Annotated in this window: 19 protein-coding genes; 5 read left to right on the top strand and 14 right to left on the bottom strand. The window is 65.3% G+C overall.

The window, feature by feature from the left end:
• Positions 1 to 18 precede the first annotated feature (18 nt).
• Entirely contained in the window at positions 19 to 2325 is a 2307-nt protein-coding gene (locus CCR94_RS12560) for a methyl-accepting chemotaxis protein (RefSeq protein ID WP_104508197.1), read from the top strand.
• A 43-nt stretch (positions 2326 to 2368) separates the two neighbouring features.
• Here the strand turns inward: CCR94_RS12560 and rpmE are convergent, their stop codons facing one another.
• The gene (gene rpmE / locus CCR94_RS12555; RefSeq protein ID WP_104508196.1) at positions 2369 to 2605 is read right to left on the bottom strand and encodes a 50S ribosomal protein L31; all 237 of its coding nucleotides are present in this window, start codon (positions 2603 to 2605) and stop codon (positions 2369 to 2371) included.
• A 198-nt stretch (positions 2606 to 2803) separates the two neighbouring features.
• On the opposite strand from rpmE, the gene CCR94_RS12550 reads away from it, so the two are divergent.
• Positions 2804 to 4597 carry an ABC transporter transmembrane domain-containing protein gene (locus tag CCR94_RS12550; protein ID WP_104508209.1) on the top strand — a complete coding sequence of 598 codons (1794 nt, stop codon included), beginning with the start codon at positions 2804 to 2806 and terminating at the stop codon, positions 4595 to 4597.
• Here the strand turns inward: CCR94_RS12550 and CCR94_RS12545 are convergent.
• The 11 genes from CCR94_RS12545 to gap form a co-directional block, all read right to left on the bottom strand.
• Complete coding sequence (locus CCR94_RS12545) at positions 4563 to 5042, bottom strand: GNAT family N-acetyltransferase (protein ID WP_104508195.1); 480 nt, start codon at positions 5040 to 5042, stop codon at positions 4563 to 4565. The two genes, CCR94_RS12550 and CCR94_RS12545, sit on opposite strands and share 35 nt — an antisense overlap.
• Positions 5039 to 6034 (bottom strand): peptidoglycan -binding protein, encoded by a 996-nt coding sequence (locus CCR94_RS12540; protein ID WP_104508194.1) that lies wholly within the window; start codon positions 6032 to 6034, stop codon positions 5039 to 5041. The genes CCR94_RS12545 and CCR94_RS12540 overlap by 4 nt, the downstream gene beginning before the upstream one ends.
• A complete protein-coding gene (locus tag CCR94_RS12535) occupies positions 6034 to 6909 on the bottom strand; it encodes a MotA/TolQ/ExbB proton channel family protein (protein ID WP_104508193.1) in 876 nt (291 codons plus the stop codon). Before CCR94_RS12535 ends, CCR94_RS12540 begins: the two co-directional genes overlap by 1 nt.
• Before the next feature lie 66 nt (positions 6910 to 6975).
• Positions 6976 to 7767 carry an inositol monophosphatase family protein gene (locus tag CCR94_RS12530; RefSeq protein ID WP_104508192.1) on the bottom strand — a complete coding sequence of 264 codons (792 nt, stop codon included), beginning with the start codon at positions 7765 to 7767 and terminating at the stop codon, positions 6976 to 6978.
• Positions 7768 to 7842: 75 nt separating this feature from the next.
• Positions 7843 to 8451: a class I SAM-dependent DNA methyltransferase gene (locus CCR94_RS12525; RefSeq protein WP_104508191.1), complete on the bottom strand. Its 609-nt coding sequence runs from the start codon at positions 8449 to 8451 to the stop codon at positions 7843 to 7845.
• Positions 8452 to 8454: 3 nt separating this feature from the next.
• Positions 8455 to 9363 (bottom strand): SEL1-like repeat protein, encoded by a 909-nt coding sequence (locus CCR94_RS12520; RefSeq protein WP_104508190.1) that lies wholly within the window; start codon positions 9361 to 9363, stop codon positions 8455 to 8457.
• Entirely contained in the window at positions 9363 to 9986 is a 624-nt protein-coding gene (locus CCR94_RS12515; RefSeq protein ID WP_104508189.1) for a thiamine phosphate synthase, read from the bottom strand. Before CCR94_RS12515 ends, CCR94_RS12520 begins: the two co-directional genes overlap by 1 nt.
• A gap of 164 nt (positions 9987 to 10150) precedes the next feature.
• Positions 10151 to 11218 carry a class II fructose-bisphosphate aldolase gene (gene fba, locus CCR94_RS12510; protein WP_104508188.1) on the bottom strand — a complete coding sequence of 356 codons (1068 nt, stop codon included), beginning with the start codon at positions 11216 to 11218 and terminating at the stop codon, positions 10151 to 10153.
• Between the two features lie 27 nt (positions 11219 to 11245).
• On the bottom strand, positions 11246 to 11794 hold the full coding sequence (locus CCR94_RS12505) for a hypothetical protein (RefSeq protein ID WP_104508187.1): 549 nt from the start codon (positions 11792 to 11794) through the stop codon (positions 11246 to 11248).
• Positions 11795 to 11796: 2 nt separating this feature from the next.
• Entirely contained in the window at positions 11797 to 12990 is a 1194-nt protein-coding gene (locus tag CCR94_RS12500; RefSeq protein WP_104508186.1) for a phosphoglycerate kinase, read from the bottom strand.
• Between the two features lie 73 nt (positions 12991 to 13063).
• Complete coding sequence (gap, locus tag CCR94_RS12495) at positions 13064 to 14071, bottom strand: type I glyceraldehyde-3-phosphate dehydrogenase (RefSeq protein ID WP_104508185.1); 1008 nt, start codon at positions 14069 to 14071, stop codon at positions 13064 to 13066.
• Positions 14072 to 14756: 685 nt separating this feature from the next.
• On the opposite strand from gap, the gene CCR94_RS12490 reads away from it, so the two are divergent.
• Together CCR94_RS12490 and CCR94_RS12485 are read left to right on the top strand one after the other, a co-directional pair.
• On the top strand, positions 14757 to 15026 hold the full coding sequence (locus CCR94_RS12490; protein WP_158254739.1) for a DUF4164 family protein: 270 nt from the start codon (positions 14757 to 14759) through the stop codon (positions 15024 to 15026).
• Positions 15026 to 15385 (top strand): cell division protein ZapA, encoded by a 360-nt coding sequence (locus tag CCR94_RS12485; protein WP_104508183.1) that lies wholly within the window; start codon positions 15026 to 15028, stop codon positions 15383 to 15385. Before CCR94_RS12490 ends, CCR94_RS12485 begins: the two co-directional genes overlap by 1 nt.
• A 121-nt stretch (positions 15386 to 15506) precedes the next feature.
• On the opposite strand, the gene CCR94_RS12480 is transcribed toward CCR94_RS12485, so the two are convergent.
• Both CCR94_RS12480 and CCR94_RS12475 read right to left on the bottom strand, forming a co-directional pair.
• A complete protein-coding gene (locus CCR94_RS12480; protein WP_104508182.1) occupies positions 15507 to 16580 on the bottom strand; it encodes a quinone-dependent dihydroorotate dehydrogenase in 1074 nt (357 codons plus the stop codon).
• Positions 16577 to 16918 (bottom strand): DUF952 domain-containing protein, encoded by a 342-nt coding sequence (locus CCR94_RS12475; RefSeq protein ID WP_210302295.1) that lies wholly within the window; start codon positions 16916 to 16918, stop codon positions 16577 to 16579. Before CCR94_RS12475 ends, CCR94_RS12480 begins: the two co-directional genes overlap by 4 nt.
• Positions 16919 to 17054: 136 nt before the next feature.
• On the opposite strand from CCR94_RS12475, the gene CCR94_RS12470 reads away from it, so the two are divergent.
• Complete coding sequence (locus tag CCR94_RS12470) at positions 17055 to 18758, top strand: lysine--tRNA ligase (RefSeq protein ID WP_104508181.1); 1704 nt, start codon at positions 17055 to 17057, stop codon at positions 18756 to 18758.
• Positions 18759 to 18832: the final 74 nt, after the last annotated feature.

The following is an 18832-nucleotide window of genomic DNA, read 5'->3' as shown; positions in this document are numbered from 1 at the left end:
CCGCAGTCAGGACAGGCCATGTTTCGCTTCGACCATTTGACCATTCCTCGCCGCATCGCCCTGATCGCGGGGGCGCCGCTGCTCGCCTTGATCGCCTTTGGCGCCTTTATCATTTTTCAGGATGCAAAAGACCTCGGCGAAGCGCGACAGATCGCGCGGACGGTGGATGTCGGGCCCCTGCTCGGCGCCTTCGTGCATGAGACGCAGATCGAGCGCGGCCTCACCGCGAGCGTGCTGAAAAATCGCGACGACCCCGCGATTCCCCCGAAACGGTCGGCGCAGATGGCGCGCACCGACGCCGCCATTCGCGCCCTGCGCGCGGCGCTCAGCGACCGGTCCGACACGCAGACCGCCGGGATCTCCGCGCAACTCGACCGTTTGCCGCAAGTGCGGGGGGAGGTCGATCGTGACAGCATCAAGGCCGACGAGGCCGTGCGCGCCTATACCGAGGTCATCGCCGCCGGTCTCGCGCCGGTCGAGGACATGACGCAACAGGCCTCCCTGAACGCCACCACGCGCGGCGTCATCGCCTATGGCGCCCTGTTGCGCGCCAAGGAATATGCCGGACAGGAGCGGGCCAACGGCGCGCGCGCCTTCTCCGCGCAGGGGTTCGATCCCGATGTCTACACGCGCTTTGCGGCGTTGGGGGCCATGCAGGACCAGCAATTGCGCGTGGCCCAGCGTTTTGGCGGCGCGGGGGCCGAACAGCGCATCAAGAGCTTTCTCGACTCGCAGGCGAACACGGCCATCGCCGAGATGCGCGCGCGCGCCGAGGCCGCTGCGCTGCACGGTCAGACGGGAGTGACCAACGCCGTCTGGTTCGCCGCCGCCACGGCAAGGATCGACGCCATGAAAGGCCTTGAGGACGCCCTCGCGGGAGAACTGACCACCCATGTGGCGGCGCAGTCGAATGCCGCGCGCGCCGCCCTGTTCGCGGCGACGCTGCTGATCCTTGGCGTTGCGCTGGCGGTCGGCTTGTTCAGCCGCGCCGTCGCGCGGTCGCTCTCCCTGCCTCTGGGCCAGATCACCAAGGCCATGTCGGCGCTCGCCCTCGGCGATCTCAAGGCGAGCGAAATCAGCGTTGACCCCAATCGGCGCGATGAGATTGGGGTGCTGGCCCGCGCCATGGTGGTGTTCCGCGCGGAGACGAGCATGCGCGGGAACCTGGAAGCACAGGCCCGATCCGAACGGCAAAAGGAACTGGAGCGGCAGGAAACCCTGAGCCGATCCATCGGGCAGTTCCAGGCCCGCATCGTCGAGGTCGTCGACGCTCTGGCGCGCGAAACGACGGATATGAGCTTCTCGGCGGTGCAACTGAATGAGGCCGCGCATAATGCGGAACGGGCGGGCGCCGTCGCGATTGGCCAAGTGGCGGACTCGTCGCAGAACGTCCAGACTGTTTCGGCGGCGGCGGAGGAACTGTCCGCTTCGCTGGCTGAGGTCAGCGGCCAAATTCGCGGCGCCAGCGCCCAGATCGGCCATGCGGCCGAAGCGGCGCGCGGCGCCGACGCTCGTGTAAGCGGCTTGGCCGAGATGGCGGAGAAGATCGGCGCCATTGTGGGCGCCATCAAGTCCATCAGCGCGCAGACCAATCTGCTCGCGCTCAACGCCACCATCGAGTCCGCCCGCGCCGGTGAAGCGGGTCGGGGCTTCGCCGTCGTCGCCGCTGAGGTCAAGACGCTCGCTGCTCAGGCGTCGCGCGCGACGGACGAGATCGCGGAGCAGATCGGGAGCATCCAGCAAGCCACGCAGGCGACCGTGGATGATATCCGCAAGATCGCGCGTTCGGTCGAGGAGGTCGATCAACTCGCGAGCGCCGTCTCCAATTCGGTGGAACAGCAGAGCATGGCGACCAGCGAAATCGCCCATGCCATTTCCGCCGCCGCCGACAGCACGACGCGTTCGAGCGCTTCAGTCGCCCATATGACCGAGATCGTGGTCGAGACCAGCCGCGACGCCGATTGCGTCACCACCGCCACCGGCTTTATCATCAAGTCCTCGCGCAAGCTTGGCGATGCGTTGGAGGATTTTCTCTCCGCCATGGAGCAGGACGTCAGGGATCGCCGGGTGATGGTGCGCAAGGCCTCTACCCAGGGCGTGCTGATCTTCGCCCAGGGACGCACGGCGCAAACGCGGCTGGTCGATATTTCCGACACCGGCGTGCGCGTGGTCGCGCCGCCGGACCTGTGCGATGGCGAGCGGCTCGAACTGGAATTCGAGGACAAGGCGCGGATTCCCGCGCAGGTCGTCTGGCTGCGCGACGGTTTCGCCGGCCTGCGGTTCACGGCGCCGATCGCGGCGGCGACAGAAAAATATGCGGCATGAAAAAGGCGGCCAATTGGCCGCCTTTGAATCTTCGGAAGAAGGATCAGGCTTGCTTCTTGCCGAACGACAGCCCGCCAAAGCGCGAGTTGAAGCGCGACAGACGGCCGCCGCGGTCGAGCAGCTGCTGCGAGCCGCCGGTCCAGGCCGGATGCGTGATCGGGTCGATGTCGAGGTTCAGGGTGTCGCCTTCCTTGCCGTAGGTCGAACGGGTCAGGAACTCGGTCCCATTGGTCATGACGACCTTGATCACATGGTATTCGGGATGGATGTCGGACTTCATGGTTGCACCCTGCGGCTTCGTCCCGTGACGGATCGCCGCCTTGGAACCGGATCGGCGCGTTTCCGCGCTCAAGATTTGAGAGGGCGTCTCGTATACCACAATGGCCGCCGGAGCAAGCGGAAAGCGCTGAATCGCCCGCGCCCTTCACCGCCAGGACGTAGGACTGTCTTTTGGTTGGGCGTCGCCTATATAGGCCTCATGACCGATGTTCCGCCGAAAAGCTCGCCGCGCGATTCCCTCCGAAGCCTCGCCCCGATTCTGCCCTATGCCCGCAAGCGCCTCGGCTGGGCGCTCGCCGCGCTGGCGGCGCTGACCGTCGCCTCCGCCGCGACGCTGGTGATGCCGCTGGCGGTGCGCGGCATGATCGACAACGGCTTTGCCGCCGATCACGCCGACACCATCAATTTCTACTTTCTCGCCTTGATCGCGGTGGTCGGCGTGCTCGCTGTGTCCTCGGCGAGCCGCTATCTGCTGGTGATGACGCTTGGCGAGCGCATCGTCGCCGACCTGCGCGCCGATGTGTTCGCCCATCTCACAAGGCTCGACCCCGCCTTTTACGATACGGCGCAAACCGGCGAACTGGCCTCGCGGCTGTCCGCCGACACCACCCAGATCAAGTCCGCCTTCGGCTCCACCGCCTCCATCGCGCTGCGCAGCCTGTTCATGTTCATCGGCGCCATCGGCCTGATGATCTTCACCAGCACGAAACTGTCGGCTCTGGTCCTGGTCGGCATTCCCGTGATCATCCTGCCGCTGTTCGCCTCGGGTCGCGCCGTGCGCGCCCGCTCGCGGGACGCGCAGGACACGCTCGCCGTAGCCAACGCCTTCGCCACCGAAAATCTGTCCGCCATCCGCATCATGCAGGCCTTCGGCGCCGAACCGGCGACGCAGGCGCGGTTCACCGCCGCCGCCGAGGGCGCCTATGCGGCGGCGCGCGACGCGTTGCGCGCCCGCGCCGTGCTCTCCGGCTTTGCCGTGTTCCTGTCCACCGCCAGCGTGGTCGGCGTGCTCTGGCTCGGCGCCCATGACGTGCTGTCGGGACGCATGACCGGCGGCGAATTGTCGCAATTCCTGCTTTACGCCGTGCTCGGCGCGTCGTCGCTCGGCCAGCTTTCGGAAGTCTGGAGCGAAATTTCCGCCGCCGCCGGCGCCGCCGGCCGCCTCGCCGAAATCCTGGCGACCCAGCCGCTCATCACGGCGCCGGCGCGCCCGCTCGCCCTGCCGCAGCCGCCGCGCGGCGAGATCGCGTTCGAAAACGTGAGCTTCGCCTATCCCGGCCGTCCAGATCGCGCGGTCTTCACCGACCTCAGTTTCAGAATCGCGCCGGGCGAGAAGGTCGCCATCGTCGGTCCCTCCGGCGCCGGCAAATCGACCCTGTTCCAACTGTTGATGCGTTTCTACGATCCGCTGTCCGGGACCATCCGCATCGACGGGGTCGAGGCCCGCGACGCCGATCCCGGCGACTGGCGCCGACGCATCGCGCTGGTGCCGCAGGAGCCGGTGATCTTCGCCACCAATGCGGCTGAGAACATCGCCTATGGCGCGCCGGGCGCCAGTTTGAAGCAGATCGAGGCGGCGGCCGAACAGGCGGTGGCGCTGGATTTTTTACGCGCCTTGCCCGAGGGGCTGGAGACCCGGCTGGGGGAGCGCGGCGTCACCCTGTCGGGCGGCCAGCGCCAGCGCCTCGCCATCGCCCGCGCCATTTTGAAAGACGCGCCGATCCTGCTGCTCGACGAAGCCACCTCCGCGCTCGACGCTGAAAACGAAATGCTGGTGCAGGAAGCGCTCGACCATGTGATGCAGGGCCGCACCACGCTGGTGATCGCCCACCGCCTCGCCACAGTGCTGGCCGCCGACCGCATTCTGGTGATGCAGGGCGGGCGCATTGTCGAACAGGGAAGCCATGCGGACCTCGTCGCCCGCGACGGGCTTTACGCGCGACTGGCGCGGTTGCAGTTCAACGCCGGGGTGGAGGCGCTGGCCTTGGCGTGAGGTCGGGCGCCCAGCGCAGCCGGCGGGTCGGCAAGCCTGACAGCGGATTGCTCCCCTCGCCGTCGAGCGTAAAACCTTCGCGGCGGTAAAAGGCCAGGGCGCGCGCGTTGTCTGTGTTCACCGAAAGCGCCACCCCCTCGGGGCAGGCTTTTTTCACATGGCCGACCAGCAGGCGCGCCACGCCCGCGCCCTGCGCGCGCGGGTGGACCGCAATCTGCTCCAGCCATTTCCGGGCGGGATCGAACAGGACGAAGCCCGCAAGGCCCTCGTCCTCGGCGACGATAATGTCCGCGCCGTGTTCTCGCGATCTGGCGAACAGCTCCGCCAGCCAGTTTGCGCGCGCGGTGAAATCGATGTCGGACCGCGCCTGCGTCCAGGCCGCGATCCACAGCGCCAGAAGCTCCGGCCAATCGGAGTCCTCGTACCGCCGCAGTCTTGTCGTCACCGATCCGTGATCTTCAGTTCGATGCGGCGGTTGCGGCGCAGGGCTTCCTCGCTGTCGCCATCGTCGATCGGCTGCTGGTCGCCGAAAGCGCCGGCGAGAATGTGGTGGGGATCGAACCCCTTGTCGACCAGATACTCGACCACGGCCAGACTGCGCGCCGCCGACAGCTCCCAGTTGGACTTGAACGGCGCCGAGCGGATCCGCGTCTTGTCGGTGTGGCCGTCAACCCTGAGCACCCAGGGAATTTCCGGCGGAATTTCCTTCACCACATCGGCCAGGGCGGCGGCGACCTTGTCGATCTCGGCCTTGCCCTGCGGCGACAGCGTGGCCCGCGCCCGGTCGAACAGCACTTCGGAGGTCAGCACGAAACGGTCGCCGACCACTTTGACATCGGGGCGGTCGCCGAGGACTTCGCGCAGGCGCCCGAAGAAATCTGAACGGTAGCGCGCCAGCTCCTGCACCTTTTGCGCAAGCGCGACATTGAGCCGCGACCCCAGATCGGCGATGCGCGCCTGGCTGTCCTTGTCCTTGGCCTCCTGCGCCGACAGCGCCTCCTGCACTGCGGCCAACTGGCTGCGCAGCGCGGCGATCTGCTGGTTGAGCAGATCGACGGTGGATTGCGCCTTGGCGGAAAGCTGTTTTTGCGCGTCGATCACCTCCGCCGCGCTGCCGGCGCCGGCGGCGGCGCTGGCCATCAGCGCGTCGCGGTCGCGCCTGGTCGCCTCCAGCGTGGCGTTCAGCGTGGCGATCTTCTTGTGCGCTTCCGTCGTGCTGCTCTTTTCCAGCGTCAGCAGATCGGTCAGCTCTTCGAGCTGGCGGTTGAGCTTGGCGAGCGCCTTGTCCTTGCCGCCGACGTCGCGCGACAGGAAATATTGCGCCATCACGAACACGGACAGCAGGAAGGTGAACACCAGCAGCAGGGTCGAAAGCGCATCGACGAAGCCCGGCCAGTAATTCATTGGCTCGCGCCGACGCGCGCGCGACAGCGCCATCAGCGCGGCTCCCTGTCCTGCGCGGCGAACAACTGGTCGAGGGAGGACTGGAGCAGTTCCTGCCGCTCGGCCTGCGCCTCGACCCAGTCGCGAATCAACTGCTGCTCCTGGCGCATGTGCTGCACCATCGATTGCACGCCGGCGGCGAGATGCTGGATCGAATCGTGGCCGGGCGCGACCGGCGCGTAGACCTCGGTGTCCACCTCGTCCGACAGCCGGTCCTCAAGCTCGATGAAGAAGCGGTTCTGCGCCTGCCCCGCCTGAAGGTCGAGGAAGCCGAGCACCAGCGAACCGGCGAGGCCGAACAGCGAGGAGGTGAAGGCGAGGCTCATGCCTGACAGCGGGCGCGCCAGCCCGCTCTTGAGGTCGTTGAACAGCGACGCCATTTCCGAACCGCCCTGAAGCGAGCTGATCACGCCGCTGATCGAGCCCACCGTTTCCAGCAGGCCCCAGAACGTGCCGAGCAGGCCGAGGAACACCATCAGGCCCGTGAGGTAGCGCGAGGTCTCGCGCGATTCGTCGAGGCGCGTGGCCAGCGAATCCAGCACATGTCGCAGCAAGGCTTGCGTGAGCGGCGCGTCGCCGCGCGAGGACAGGATGCGCGCCATCGGGGCGAGCAGTATGGGATCGCGCGCGCCTTCGCCGCCGACCCAGGCGATTTCACGGTAAAGCCGCGTCACCTGCATGATCGACAGAATGATCCCGAACAGTTCGACGCCGACGATCAGGCCGTTGAGGCCGGGATTGGCGAAAAAGGCCAGCTTGATCTGCTTGTTCAGGATAAAGCCGACGAAGCCGACAAGAGTCAGGAACACCGCCATCCGCACCAGGAACATTGTGGGCGGTGTCAGGCGGTATGGGTCGCTTGACGTCATGGTCGGCTCTCCATTCATTCGCCGGTCTATCAAGGGACACGCCGGGCGACAAGGTCAAGTGAGGCCTCACGCCTTCTTGAGCAAATCCAGCAATTGCCGGTGGATGAATTCGTTGCCGGCGCAGACGCCGCCGGTCGTCAGCATGGCCTGTCCGCCATCGGCGTCGGACACATAGCCGCCGGCCTCGCGGATCAAGAGCAGGCCCGCCGCCATGTCCCAGCTTTTCAGGCCGCGCTCCCAGTAGCCGTCGAAACGGCCGGCGGCGACGAAGGCGAGATCGATCGCGGCCGCGCCGAGGCGCCGCACGCCGCCGGCGCGGGTCATGACGCAAGCCAGTTCGGCCTTGAATGTCGGGTGGATCTTGGCGTTGGCCAGCGGCGGAATGCCGGTGGCGATCAGGCCCTCCGCCATGTCGCGGCGCGCGGAGACGCGGATGCGGCGGTTGTTGTAATAGGCGCCCTGGCCCTTTTCCGCGACGAAAATATCGTCGGTGGCGGGATTGTAGACCAGGCCGGCGACGATCTGGCCGTCGCGCTCCAGGCCGATGGAAATGGCGAAGATCGGCAGGCCGTGCAGGAAGTTGGTGGTGCCGTCGAGCGGGTCGATGTGCCAGACGTGGCTCTTGTCCGAGCCCTCGACCACGCCGCCTTCCTCAAGAATGAAGCCATAGCCCGGACGCGCCTTGGACAGTTCGTCGAACAGGGTCTTTTCCGACTTCTTGTCGGCGATGGTGACGAAATCGCCGGGGCCCTTGACCGAGACCTGCAAATTCTCGACCTCGCCGAAATCGCGTTTCAGCCCGCGCCCGGCCTTGAACGCGGCGGCGGTCATCACATTCATCAGGGCGGAATTGATCATGGGGAGGTCCGGGGGGATTGAACGAAAGTTGGAGGTTGTGTGCCAAGCGGGGGCGGCGGCGTCAAGGACATTGGCTCACGGCGCCGTTGCGATGGTGAAGATCCAGTCGGCGTGGGCGCGGTTGGTCTGCGCTTCCACGATGGACCAGCGCGCGAATCCGGCGCCCGCCAGCAGCGCCGCAAGCGGCTCGGCGCGCCAGTAGCAGAAATAGCGGGGCGCCCCGAGCTTGGCGCTGGACCAGCCCTCGCCCTCTCCGCCCTTGAGGCTGAAGGCCAGCCGCCCGCCGGGGTTGAGCGCGGCCCGCGCTTTCGCCAGCACGCGCGGCAGGTCCTCGCGGTTGAAATGCAGCAGCACCGCATTGGCGAGGATCAGGTCATAAGTTGCGCCGAAATCGTCGGTGAGCAGGTTGAACTGTCGGGCGTCGAACCCCCGCGCGCGCAATTCCGCGACAAAGCCGGACGCGGCGTCGGTGCATTCGACGGCGAAGTTTTTTGACGCGACATAGGCGGCGTCGCGGCCGAAGGCGCTGCCGATCTCGATAATTCGCGCCGTCGCCGGCAAGCCGTCGAGCGCGCGATCGATCCAGTCGCGCGGCGCGCCGCCGACCTCATGCGCCGTGCCCTCGACATAGGCGCGCACATGGTCGTCATAGGCGCGCAAGGTCGCTTCATTGGCTCCGGTCATGACTTATTTTCCGAGATAATCGCGCAGGGACTTTTCCACGCGGGCCCGCTCCTGCGGGGTGAGCTTGTTGGATTCGCCGTCGAGCCGGGGATCGCGCAGGCCGGCGCTCGCGGCGAGAATGTTCCATTTGGCGGCCTCGACCCGGTCCTGTTTGACGCCGCGTCCGAAAAACAGCAGCCGCGACAGGCGGTTCTGCGCCACGGGGTTGTCGCGGTTGGCCGCGCGCACCAGCCATTTGGCGCCGCCGGACTCGTCGGCGGGGATGCCGTCGCCGTTGAACAGCAGGATGCCATATTCGACCTGCGCGGCCAGGAATCCGCCCTCGGCCGCCCTTTTCAGCCAATAGGCGGCCTGTTGCGGGTCTTTTTCCACGCCCCGGCCCTCGCGGTAGAGCAGGCCCAGCGAATAGGCGGCTTCGGGGTCGGCGAGGTCCGCCGCCCGCCGAAAGTTTTCGGCCGCCTTGGCGAAATCCGAGGCGACGCCATTGCCCTCCAGCGCCAATATGCCCAGTTGCATCCAGGCGCCGGCATGGTTGCGCGCCGCCGCCTTCTCCAGCAGATCGCGCGCGCCGGCGACGTCCTTGGGACCTTCCTTGCCGGCGAGCTTGGCCAGCGCGAGGGCGAATTGCGCGTTCTTGTCGCCCTGCGCCGCCGCGAGCCGATACCAGCGCAGCGCCTCCGGCATGTTCTGCTTCACGCCCAGGCCTTGCGCCTCCAATTCGGCGACCAGCGTCATGGCGGCGGCGTCGCTCTTGTCCTTGTCGAGGCGCTTCATCGCCTCGGCGAAGGCGGTCTGGTAATAGCCGCGCTGGTAGGCGCCGAAAGCCAGATCCGGCGCCGGGCCGTCCGCCCGGGCCGGCGCGGCGCCGGGCGCGGCCAAAAGCGCGAGCAACAGCGCGGCCCTTCGCAACATCAAGCGGTCGGCTCCAGGGCGTCGATCAGAGCCTGGGCGGCGGCGATTTTTTCGGGATCGTCGAAGAAGCTGGCGCCAAGCCCGACGAATTCCGCGCCGGATTTCGCCAGCGCCTCGACCTCCTCGGCCGCATGGGCGACGCCGACGCAGGGCACGTTGAAAACTTCCGCCCACCAGGACGTCCATTCCAGCGTGGCTTCGGCCTCGTTGTCTTGCGCGTCCAGGGCGCCGAACAGCAGGTAATCGACCTCGGTCTCGCCGGCGGCCATGGCGGCGTCGCGGCTGTCCAGACCGCCCACGCCGACAATGCGTTCGGGCTTCAGGCTGTCCAGCGCGCCCTCGAAATTCTCGCCAATGCCGGTGATATGAGCGCCGTCGAGGCCGGCGCGGGCGACGAGTTGCGGGTCATCCAGCACGAGCGCGGCGGCTTCGGCCTGCTGGATCGCCGGCGCCAAGGCCTTTGCGATTTTCTTGCGCGTTCCCTCGTCCGGCGTGGCGAAACGCAGCAGAACGCAGGCGACGTCGCCAGAAGCCAGGGCTTTTTCCAGCTTGGGGGCGAAGTCCTCCGCCGAGGACAGCGGCGGGGAGATGAGGTAGAGGCGCGGTCGTATGAAGTCGGTCATCGGCACAGTCGTGAGGGATGGGCGCTGGTCGTCCCCTCTCCCCGCGGGGGACGCCCGTCCATCGACGGGCTTGGCGGGAACAGGGAACGGATGCGTGACGCCATTTGACGGCAAAAATGGGGCCGCGGCAACCGCGACCCCATGTCATGCTGAACAGGCGAAGTTCAGGCCGTCTTGGGGGCCAGTTCGCCGGAGGCGTAGCGCTTGGCCATTTCGCCGAGCGTGAGCACCTTCTTGATCTTTGAGGCCTGGCCCGCCGTGTTGAATTCCTCCATGCGCTGCTTGCAGATCTTCTGCATGGCGTCGCTGGCGGGTTTCAGATATTTGCGCGGGTCGAATTCGGCCGGGTTTTGCGTCAAGACCTTGCGGATCGCGCCGGTGATGGCCATGCGGTTGTCGGTGTCGATGTTGATTTTCCGCACGCCGTGCTTGATGCCGCGCTGGATTTCCTCGACCGGCACGCCCCAGGTCTGCGGCATTTTGCCGCCATAGGCGTTGATGATGTCCTGAAGCTCCTGCGGCACCGAGGAGGAGCCGTGCATGACCATGTGCAGGCCCGGCGCCTTCTGGTGAATTTCCTCGATGACGTTCATCGCGAGGATGGCGCCGTCGGGCTTGCGCGTGAATTTATAGGCGCCGTGCGAGGTGCCCATGGCGATGGCCAGCGCGTCCACGCCGGTCGCCTTGACGAATTTGATGGCGTCGGCGGGGTTGGTGACAAGCTGGTCGTGGGAGAGCTTGCCCTCGAAACCGTGGCCGTCTTCCTTCTCGCCCTCGCCGGTTTCCAGCGAGCCGAGCACGCCGAACTCGCCCTCGACGGAAATGCCGCCGAGATGGGCCATATCCGCCACATATTTGGTGATGTGGACGTTATAGTCCCAGTCGGCCGGGGTCTTGCCGTCTTCCTTGAGCGAGCCGTCCATCATCACGGACGTAAAACCGGCCTGCATGGCGGTGAAGCAGGTGGAGGGGCCGTTGCCATGGTCCTGATGCACGCAGATCGGAATCTGCGGATAGATTTCGACCAGCGCGTCCATCATGTGCTTGAGCATGACGTCATTGGCATATTGCCGGGCGCCGCGCGAGGCCTGGATGATGACGGGAGCGTCCACTTCGGACGCCGCGGCCAGGATGGCCAGGGCCTGCTCCATATTGTTGATGTTGAAGGCGGGAACGCCATAGTCGTGCTCGGCGGCGTGGTCGAGCAATTGGCGAAGGGTAATGCGGGCCATAAGAGTTCCTCCTTGACGGATGTCGGTTCACCAGGCGGCGGCCTCTCGCAGGTTTACGGGCGCGCCGTCCTTGCCTTTTCGTATGCTCTGCATCAGAGCGTCGTGCTCGCCGGCCTCAAAACCGCGCCCGAGTTCTTTTGGTATCTCGAGCGTCAGAGGTTCGAAGCCTTGAAGTTGTCCTGAGCAACTCTGGCTGAAGTTCAGGACAGCCAGATATTCTTTACCCAATTTCGCGCTGCCCGCCCTGACGAGGATCGCCGGCCGCCAGGCGCCTTCGCCCAACTCACGATGTGCGACAAACAACACGGCGGCCAGACAACGCGCCTTCGGGAAGCGTTTGGAATATTCCGCTTGCGCGATCAACATGCTTTGGCTGGCCGCGACCTCCGGATTGGGGGCGTCGCGCACGCTTATGCCTCTGGAGTTGATCTTGGCGCCCGACAGAAAACTCACCTCGCGCTCGATCAATATCGGAGGGCGGATCTGCCCTGCATTGGCGACCACATGCGATGCGGACGCCAGGCAAAGCCCGATGAACTCGCCAAGTTCCGAATGTGTCAGGCGCGGCGGCAGCATTATTATGCCCGGATGGCTTCGACGCCGGGAAGCACTTTGCCCTCGAGCCATTCGAGGAAGGCGCCGCCCGCCGTCGAGACATAGGTGAATTGTTCCGCCACGCCGGCGTGGTTCAGCGCCGCCACGGTATCGCCGCCGCCGGCGACCGTCAGCAGTTTGCCCTCGCCGGTCAGGCGGGCGGCGAATTTCGCTACGGCATTGGTGGCCGCGTCGAAAGGCTCCAGTTCGAAGGCGCCGAACGGGCCGTTCCACACCAGGGTCTTGGCCTCGCCCAAAACCTTTTCCACTTCCGCGACCGATTTCGGCCCGGCGTCGAGGATCATGTCGGCGTCGCCAACCGCTTCCACCGCAACGACGCGCGACGGCGCATGGGCCTTGAACTCCTGCGCCACCACAACGTCCACCGGCAGCACGATCCGGCATTTGTTTTCGGTGGCGGTTTTCAGGATTTCGCGGGCGGTGTCGAGCAGGTCATGCTCGCACAGCGACTTGCCCACCTTTTTGCCTTGCGCGGCGAGAAAAGTGTTGGCCATGCCGCCGCCGATGATGAGGAAATCCACTTTCTTGGTGAGATTGCCCAGCAGTTCCAGCTTGGTCGAAACTTTTGCGCCGCCGACGACGGCCGCCACCGGGCGCTGCGGATGGTCCAAAGCCTTGGACAAAGCCTCGACTTCGGCCTGCATGGTGCGTCCGGCATAGGCCGGCAGCTTGTGGGCCACGCCCTCGGTCGAGGCATGGGCGCGATGCGCGGCCGAAAAGGCGTCGTTGACATAGATGTCGCCGAGCAGGGCCAAGGCATCGACCAAAGCCGGGTCGTTCTTTTCCTCGCCCTTGTGGAAGCGGGTGTTTTCCAGCAGCAGGAAGTCGCCGTCCTTCAATTTGGCGACGGCTTCGGCGGCGACCGGCCCGATGCAGTCGGAGGCGAAAGCCACGGGCTTGCCGAGATGCTGTTCCAGCGCGCCGACCACATGTTTCAAAGAATTGGCCTCGTCCGGGCCATTCTTGGGGCGACCGAAATGGGCGAGCAGGATGACCTTGCCGCCCTTTTGCGAAATCTCGTTCAGGGTCGGCAGAATGCGCTCGATGCGGGTGGCGTCGGTGACCTTGCCGTTTTCCATGGGCAGATTGAGGTCGACGCGGACAAGCACGCGCTTGCCCTTGAGATCGGCGGAATCGAGGGTGCGGAAAGCGGACATGAAAAACTCACGGCGACTGGGGAGCGGGGCAGAAAAAAGGCGCGTCCCAAAGGACGCGCCCTGAAAATCAGGCTCAGATCAGCTTGGCCATCGCCAAGGCGGTGTCCGCCATGCGGTTGGAGAAGCCCCATTCGTTGTCGTACCAGGACAGGACCGAAACAAGGTTCCCGTCCAGCACCTTGGTCTGGTCCATGTGGAAGATCGAGGAATGGGGGTCGTGGTTGAAATCGACGGAGACGTTCTTCTCGGTGGTGTAGCCGAGAATGCCCTTGAGCGGGCCTTCCGCCGCCGCCTTGATCGTGGCGTTAACTTCGTCCTTGGTGGTGGCGCGCTTGGCGAGGAACTTCAAATCCACCACCGAGACGTTCGGGGTCGGCACGCGCAGGGCGAAGCCATCGAGACGGCCGTTCAGTTCGGGCAGCACCAGGCCCACCGCCTTGGCGGCGCCGGTCGAGGTCGGGATCATCGACAGAGCGGCGGCGCGGCCGCGATAGAGATCCTTGTGATAGGTGTCCAGCGTCGGCTGGTCGCCGGTGTAGGAATGGATCGTCGTCATGATGCCCTTGTCGATGCCGATGGCGTCATTGAGCGCCTTGGCGACCGGGGCGAGGCAATTGGTGGTGCATGACGCATTGGAGACGACGATATGGTCCTTGGTCAGCTTGGAATGGTTCACGCCATAGACCACGGTGAGGTCGGCGCCCTCGGAGGGGGCGGAGACCAGCACGCGCTTGGCGCCGCCGGCGAGATGGATGGCGGCCTTGTCGCGGGCGGTGAAAATGCCGGTGCATTCCATCACGATATCGACGCCGAGCGCGCCCCAGGGCAGTTCGGCCGGGTTGCGGACCGCGAGCACCTTGATCGGGCCGGTTCCGACATCGATCGAGTCGCCCTCGACCTTGACCACGCCGGGGAAGCGGCCGTGGACGGAATCGTAGCGCAGCAGATGGGCGTTGGTCTCGACCGAGCCGAGATCGTTGAGCGCGACGACCTGAATGTCCTTGCGGCCGGATTCGACAATCGCGCGGAGCACGTTGCGGCCGATACGTCCAAATCCGTTAATGGCAACTTTGACAGTCATGCGTTTCGCTCCTCGAGTTTCCCGTTAGGGTATGGGCGGGCGGTCCGCCCGCGAAGCGCGGGGTTCAGCGCTTCTGTTGCTGATTGGCCTTTAATCCGTTTGCGTGGCCTGACGCAACGGCGTCCATCGGTCCAGGCCGGAGAATTGCCGCCGGTTTGATCATAGGGGGCGGATTTTGCTTGCTGCGAGATCATCGGCATAAACGAAAGTTCAACCGGGTTGATAGCAGGTCGCCCCTGACTGTCAACGCATCCAAGGGGATTATAATAGCAAATCGCGACGTCTTGGGCGCATCATTCCGCAGCGCGTTTTTGCTCAGGAAATAGGCGCCGCTCGGATTTGAGCGGCTCTCCTGCGGAATGGCGCGCGCCGCCTCTTGGCGCGGCGCGCGACTTTGCTAAATTGAATCTGATATCCTCGCCTGAGGATTCGTGACGAAAGCTTGAACTTGTCCCCATTGCCGATAGATCCTCGCAGTCCGCGTCCAGGACCCGCGCCTGGTCAAGAGCCTGGCCAAGAGCCTGGTCAGGAGCCTGGCCAGCAGTCTGGCCATGAGTCGCGTCCCGCGTCTGGCCAAGAGTCCCGGCAAGAGTCCCGGCACGAGCCCCGGCAAGAGTCCCGGCACGAGTCTCGCCCCGGCAAGCAACTCGCCTTGCCTGAGCCGCCTGTTTCGGCCGAACAATTGGTGAGCGCCGCGATCGGGCGGCTCGAAACGGCTTTGGAGGCGCTCGACCGCGCCGTGGGGATGCAAACCGACCGCCGGACGCAACTGGCCGATCAGGAGGCCGAATATTCCACCTTGCAGGAGGATCGTTCGCGGCTGGCGCGGGCGCTCGACGCCGCCAACGGGCGCATCGAGACCCTTCAGGACAACCAGATCGAGGCGGCGCGGCGGGTCGCGCGCGCCAGCGCCGCCGTGCGGTCGATCCTCGCGTCCGCGCCGGGAGAAGCATGATGGCGCAGGCGGTGGTGACCATAGCCGGTCGCACCTATCGCATGAATTGCGAGGAGGGCGAGCAGCCGCATATCGAAAATCTCGCGCGGTCGCTGGAGGCCAGGATCGGCGATCTGCGCGGCGCGTTCGGCGAAATCGGCGAGCAGCGCATCGTGGTGATGGCGGCGATCTCCCTCGCCGACGAATTGCATGTGGCGCAAAAACAATTGGCGGAGGCGAAAGTCACCATCGAGACGGGCCGGGCCGAAGCCGGAAAGGCGCGGCTGCGCGAGTTGGAGCGGGCCGAATGGGCCGCGAAGACGCTGGACAAGGCCACGGCGAAGGTCGCCGCCGCGACCAGGGCGCTCAATGAGAGTTGACGCGCTCGCGCCTCATTTTTTGGGCTTCGGCGCCGAGGAGGGGCACAAAGCCTGATAGAACCCGAGCATGATGTCGTAGCCGGAGGCGGTCGAGCCATCGAGGATTTGGCCGCTGGCGCGCTCACAACCAGTCTTTTGCGCCGGACCCGATCGCCTGACCAATGCCGCTCAGCGCGCGGCTGCGCAAATGCTCGACGAGGCCCTGCTTGATCCGCGCGACCAGGCCGAGGCCCTCATAGACCAGCGCCGAATAGAGCTGGATCAGGCTCGCGCCGGCCTTGATCTTGGCCCAGGCGGCTTCAGGCGAATCCACGCCGCCGACGCCGATCAGGGGAAACTGGTTTTCGACTCGCAAAAAGGTCTGGGCCAGCATTTGGGTGGAGAGCGCGAACAGCGGCGCCCCCGAGAGGCCGCCGGTTTCGTTTGACAGTTCGTCGCGCAGCGAGTCCGGCCGCGCCAGCGTTGTGTTGGAGACGATCATGCCGTCCACGCCGCGTTCACGCGCCACCCGCACCACGTCGTCGAGATCGGCGAGCGTCAGGTCCGGCGCGATTTTCAGCAGCACCGGGCGGCGCGGCAGGTCTTCCGCCGCCTCGTCGCGGGCGGCGAGCACCCGCGCCAGAAGGTCGTCGAGCGCGTCCGCCTGCTGGAGATCGCGCAGGCCGGGCGTGTTGGGCGAGGAAATGTTGACGGTGAAATAGCTGGCGAGATCGGCGAAATTCTTCACGCCCGCGACATAGTCGGCGGCGCGGTCGGTCGAATCCTTGTTGGCGCCGATGTTGACGCCGACCACGCCGCCACGGGACGCGCGGCGCAACAATTTTTCGCGCGCTTTTTCGTGGCCGGCGTTGTTGAAGCCGAAGCGGTTGATGACGCCGCGATCCTCGTGCAGGCGGAACAGGCGCGGTTTTTCATTGCCGGCTTGCGGGCGCGGCGTGAGCGTGCCGACTTCGGCGAAACCGAAGCCGAGTTTCAGCAGCGCGTCCGGAACCTTGGCCTCCTTGTCGAAGCCCGCCGCCATGCCCACGGGATTGGGAAAATCCAGCCCGAACACATTTTGCGCCAGGATCGGATCGTCGTCCGGCGCCGGCGGCAGCGGAAAGGTCGAGAGCGCGAACAGGGTGAGATTATGCGCCCGCTCGGCGTCCATGCCATGCAGGAGGGGGAGGGCGAGGGAATCGAACAAACCCGTCATGGCAGCAATCCGGAAAAATCGTGGGCGCCGTCGCGCAGGGGCAGGGGATGGACGGATCGCGCCAAAGCGGGGTTCAGCGGCGCGTAAAGATGAGGAAACAGCGCGCCGCCGCGCGAAGGTTCGAAAACAAGCTTTTCGCCGAGGTCGGTCTCGTCGAAGGCGACCAGCAGCAGGTTGGTCTGGCCGGCGAAATGCCGCGCCGCCGTCTCCTCGACCTGTCCCGCCGTGGAGAAATGGATGAAGCCGTCGCGCAGATCGACCGGCGCGCCCTCGTAGAGGCCGCGCTGCGTGGCGGCGGCCCATTCGTCACGGGGCGTGATTTTATAGACGAGGGCCAAGTTTATCCCCACGGCTGAGATCAAGGCGATTTTTCGACGATATTGCGGCGCGGCGCAAGATGCGGGTTTCCACCGGCGCGCCGCCGTTCTAAAAAAGCTGTCCTCTCCTCCAGCTTGCACGCGGAATATCTTGCAAATGACCGATCTTGCGTCCGAACTCGTCCAATTCGCAAAAACCTCGAACGCCTGGCCGTTCGAGGAGGCGAAGAAACTCGTGGCGAGAATCGAGCGCACCGGTCAGAAACAGGTCTTGTTCGAGACCGGCTATGGCCCCTCGGGTCTGCCGCATATCGGCACGTTCGGCGAGGTCGCGCGCACGACGATGGTGCGCCACGCCTTTGAAACCCTCACCGAAGGGCGGATCGCCACGCGGCTGCTGGCCTTTTCCGACGATCTCGACGGTCTGCGCAAAGTCCCGGACAATATTCCCAACAAGGAGCTGGTCGCCGCCCATCTCGGCAAGCCGCTCACCGAAGTTCCCGACCCGTTCGGCGAATATCCGAGCTTTGGCGCGCACAATAATGCGCGTCTCAGGTCTTTTCTCGACCATTTCGGTTTTCGATACGAATTCGGCTCCTCGACCGAATATTATACGTCCGGCCGGTTCGACGCGACGCTGTTAAAGATGTTGGCGCGTTACGAAGCGGTGCAGAAAATCATGCTGCCGTCGCTGCGGGCCGAGCGCGCGTCCACCTACTCCCCCTTCCTGCCGATCCATCCGCGCACGCGGATCGTGATGCAGGTGGCGCTGGAGGAGGTGGATGTCGCGCGCGGCCTGATCGCCTGGCGCGATCCCGATACGGGCGAGCGGTTCGAGACCCCGGTGACCGGCGGCGCCTGCAAGCTGCAATGGAAGCCCGACTGGGCCATGCGCTGGTGCGCGCTTGGCGTCGATTACGAAATGGCCGGCAAGGATTTGATCGATTCCGTGAAACTTTCCGGGCAGATCGCCCGCGCGCTCGATGGCGCGGCCCCGGAGGGTTTCAATTATGAACTCTTCCTCGACGAGAGCGGCCAGAAGATTTCAAAATCCAAGGGCAATGGCCTGACCATCGATCAATGGCTGACTTACGCCAGCCCGGAAAGCCTCGCCTTCTTCATGTACTGGAAGCCGCGCGAGGCGAAAAAGCTCTATTTCGACGTGATCCCGCGCGCCGTGGACGAATATCTGGCCTTTCTCGACGCCTATCCGCGCCAGGACGCCAGGAACCGGCTCGGCAACGCCGTCTGGCACATCCACACGGGCGAGCCGCCGGCGCCAGAATTCATCGCGCATGAGGAAGGGGCCAAAGGGCAGCCCGCCGGCGAGGCAAAGAGAATGGCGATTTCCTTCGCCATGCTGCTCAACCTCGCCGCCGTGGCCAACAGCGAAGACCCTTCTGTGCTCTGGGGTTTCCTGCGCCGCTACGCGCCCGCCGCCAGCCCGGAAAAATACCCGCGCCTCGACAAGATGATCGGCTATGCGGTGCTGTATTTCCGAGATTTCGTGAAGCCGAAGAAGGTTTATCGCGCCGCCGACGAGGTGGAGCGCGCGGCGCTGCAAAAACTCTGCGACGCCCTGGCGACCCTGCCGGCCGAGGCCAGCGCCGAACAGATTCAGACGCTGCTTTACGACGTCGCCCGTCCGATTCCGCGTTATCAGAATTTGAACGCCAAAGGCGCGACGCCCGAACGTCCCGGCGTTTCGAACGACTGGTTCAACATGCTCTACCAAGTGCTGTTGGGCGAGGATCGCGGCCCGCGCTTCGGCTCCTTCGCCGCGCTTTACGGGCTGGACAACACGCGGGCGCTGATCGCGGATGCGCTGGCGGGGAGGTTTTTGCCAGAAGCGGCGGAGTAGAGCATTTTCAAGCGAAGGGGACACCGGTTCGCGTGAAGAAAATGCGTTAAAACAAGAATCTAGAGCATTTTCAT

The organism is Rhodoblastus sphagnicola (assembly GCF_002937075.1).
Classification (GTDB): Bacteria; Pseudomonadota; Alphaproteobacteria; order Rhizobiales; family Beijerinckiaceae; genus Rhodoblastus; species Rhodoblastus sphagnicola.
This window is presented reverse-complemented; position numbering and strand designations above follow the sequence as displayed.

Bases quoted from the DNA above. Each gene is read 5' to 3' on its own strand.
- CCR94_RS12560 (WP_104508197.1), top strand. From the start codon at position 19: ATGTTTCGCTTCGACCATTTGACCATTCCTCGCCGCATCGCCCTGATC.
- rpmE (WP_104508196.1), bottom strand. From the start codon at position 2,605: ATGAAGTCCGACATCCATCCCGAATACCATGTGATCAAGGTCGTCATG.
- CCR94_RS12550 (WP_104508209.1), top strand. From the start codon at position 2,804: ATGACCGATGTTCCGCCGAAAAGCTCGCCGCGCGATTCCCTCCGAAGC.
- CCR94_RS12540 (WP_104508194.1), bottom strand. From the start codon at position 6,034: ATGGCGCTGTCGCGCGCGCGTCGGCGCGAGCCAATGAATTACTGGCCG.
- CCR94_RS12535 (WP_104508193.1), bottom strand. From the start codon at position 6,909: ATGACGTCAAGCGACCCATACCGCCTGACACCGCCCACAATGTTCCTG.
- CCR94_RS12530 (WP_104508192.1), bottom strand. From the start codon at position 7,767: ATGATCAATTCCGCCCTGATGAATGTGATGACCGCCGCCGCGTTCAAG.
- CCR94_RS12525 (WP_104508191.1), bottom strand. From the start codon at position 8,451: ATGACCGGAGCCAATGAAGCGACCTTGCGCGCCTATGACGACCATGTG.
- CCR94_RS12520 (WP_104508190.1), bottom strand. From the start codon at position 9,363: ATGTTGCGAAGGGCCGCGCTGTTGCTCGCGCTTTTGGCCGCGCCCGGC.
- CCR94_RS12515 (WP_104508189.1), bottom strand. From the start codon at position 9,986: ATGACCGACTTCATACGACCGCGCCTCTACCTCATCTCCCCGCCGCTG.
- fba (WP_104508188.1), bottom strand. From the start codon at position 11,218: ATGGCCCGCATTACCCTTCGCCAATTGCTCGACCACGCCGCCGAGCAC.
- CCR94_RS12505 (WP_104508187.1), bottom strand. From the start codon at position 11,794: ATGCTGCCGCCGCGCCTGACACATTCGGAACTTGGCGAGTTCATCGGG.
- CCR94_RS12500 (WP_104508186.1), bottom strand. From the start codon at position 12,990: ATGTCCGCTTTCCGCACCCTCGATTCCGCCGATCTCAAGGGCAAGCGC.
- gap (WP_104508185.1), bottom strand. From the start codon at position 14,071: ATGACTGTCAAAGTTGCCATTAACGGATTTGGACGTATCGGCCGCAAC.
- CCR94_RS12485 (WP_104508183.1), top strand. From the start codon at position 15,026: ATGGCGCAGGCGGTGGTGACCATAGCCGGTCGCACCTATCGCATGAAT.
- CCR94_RS12480 (WP_104508182.1), bottom strand. From the start codon at position 16,580: ATGACGGGTTTGTTCGATTCCCTCGCCCTCCCCCTCCTGCATGGCATG.
- CCR94_RS12470 (WP_104508181.1), top strand. From the start codon at position 17,055: ATGACCGATCTTGCGTCCGAACTCGTCCAATTCGCAAAAACCTCGAAC.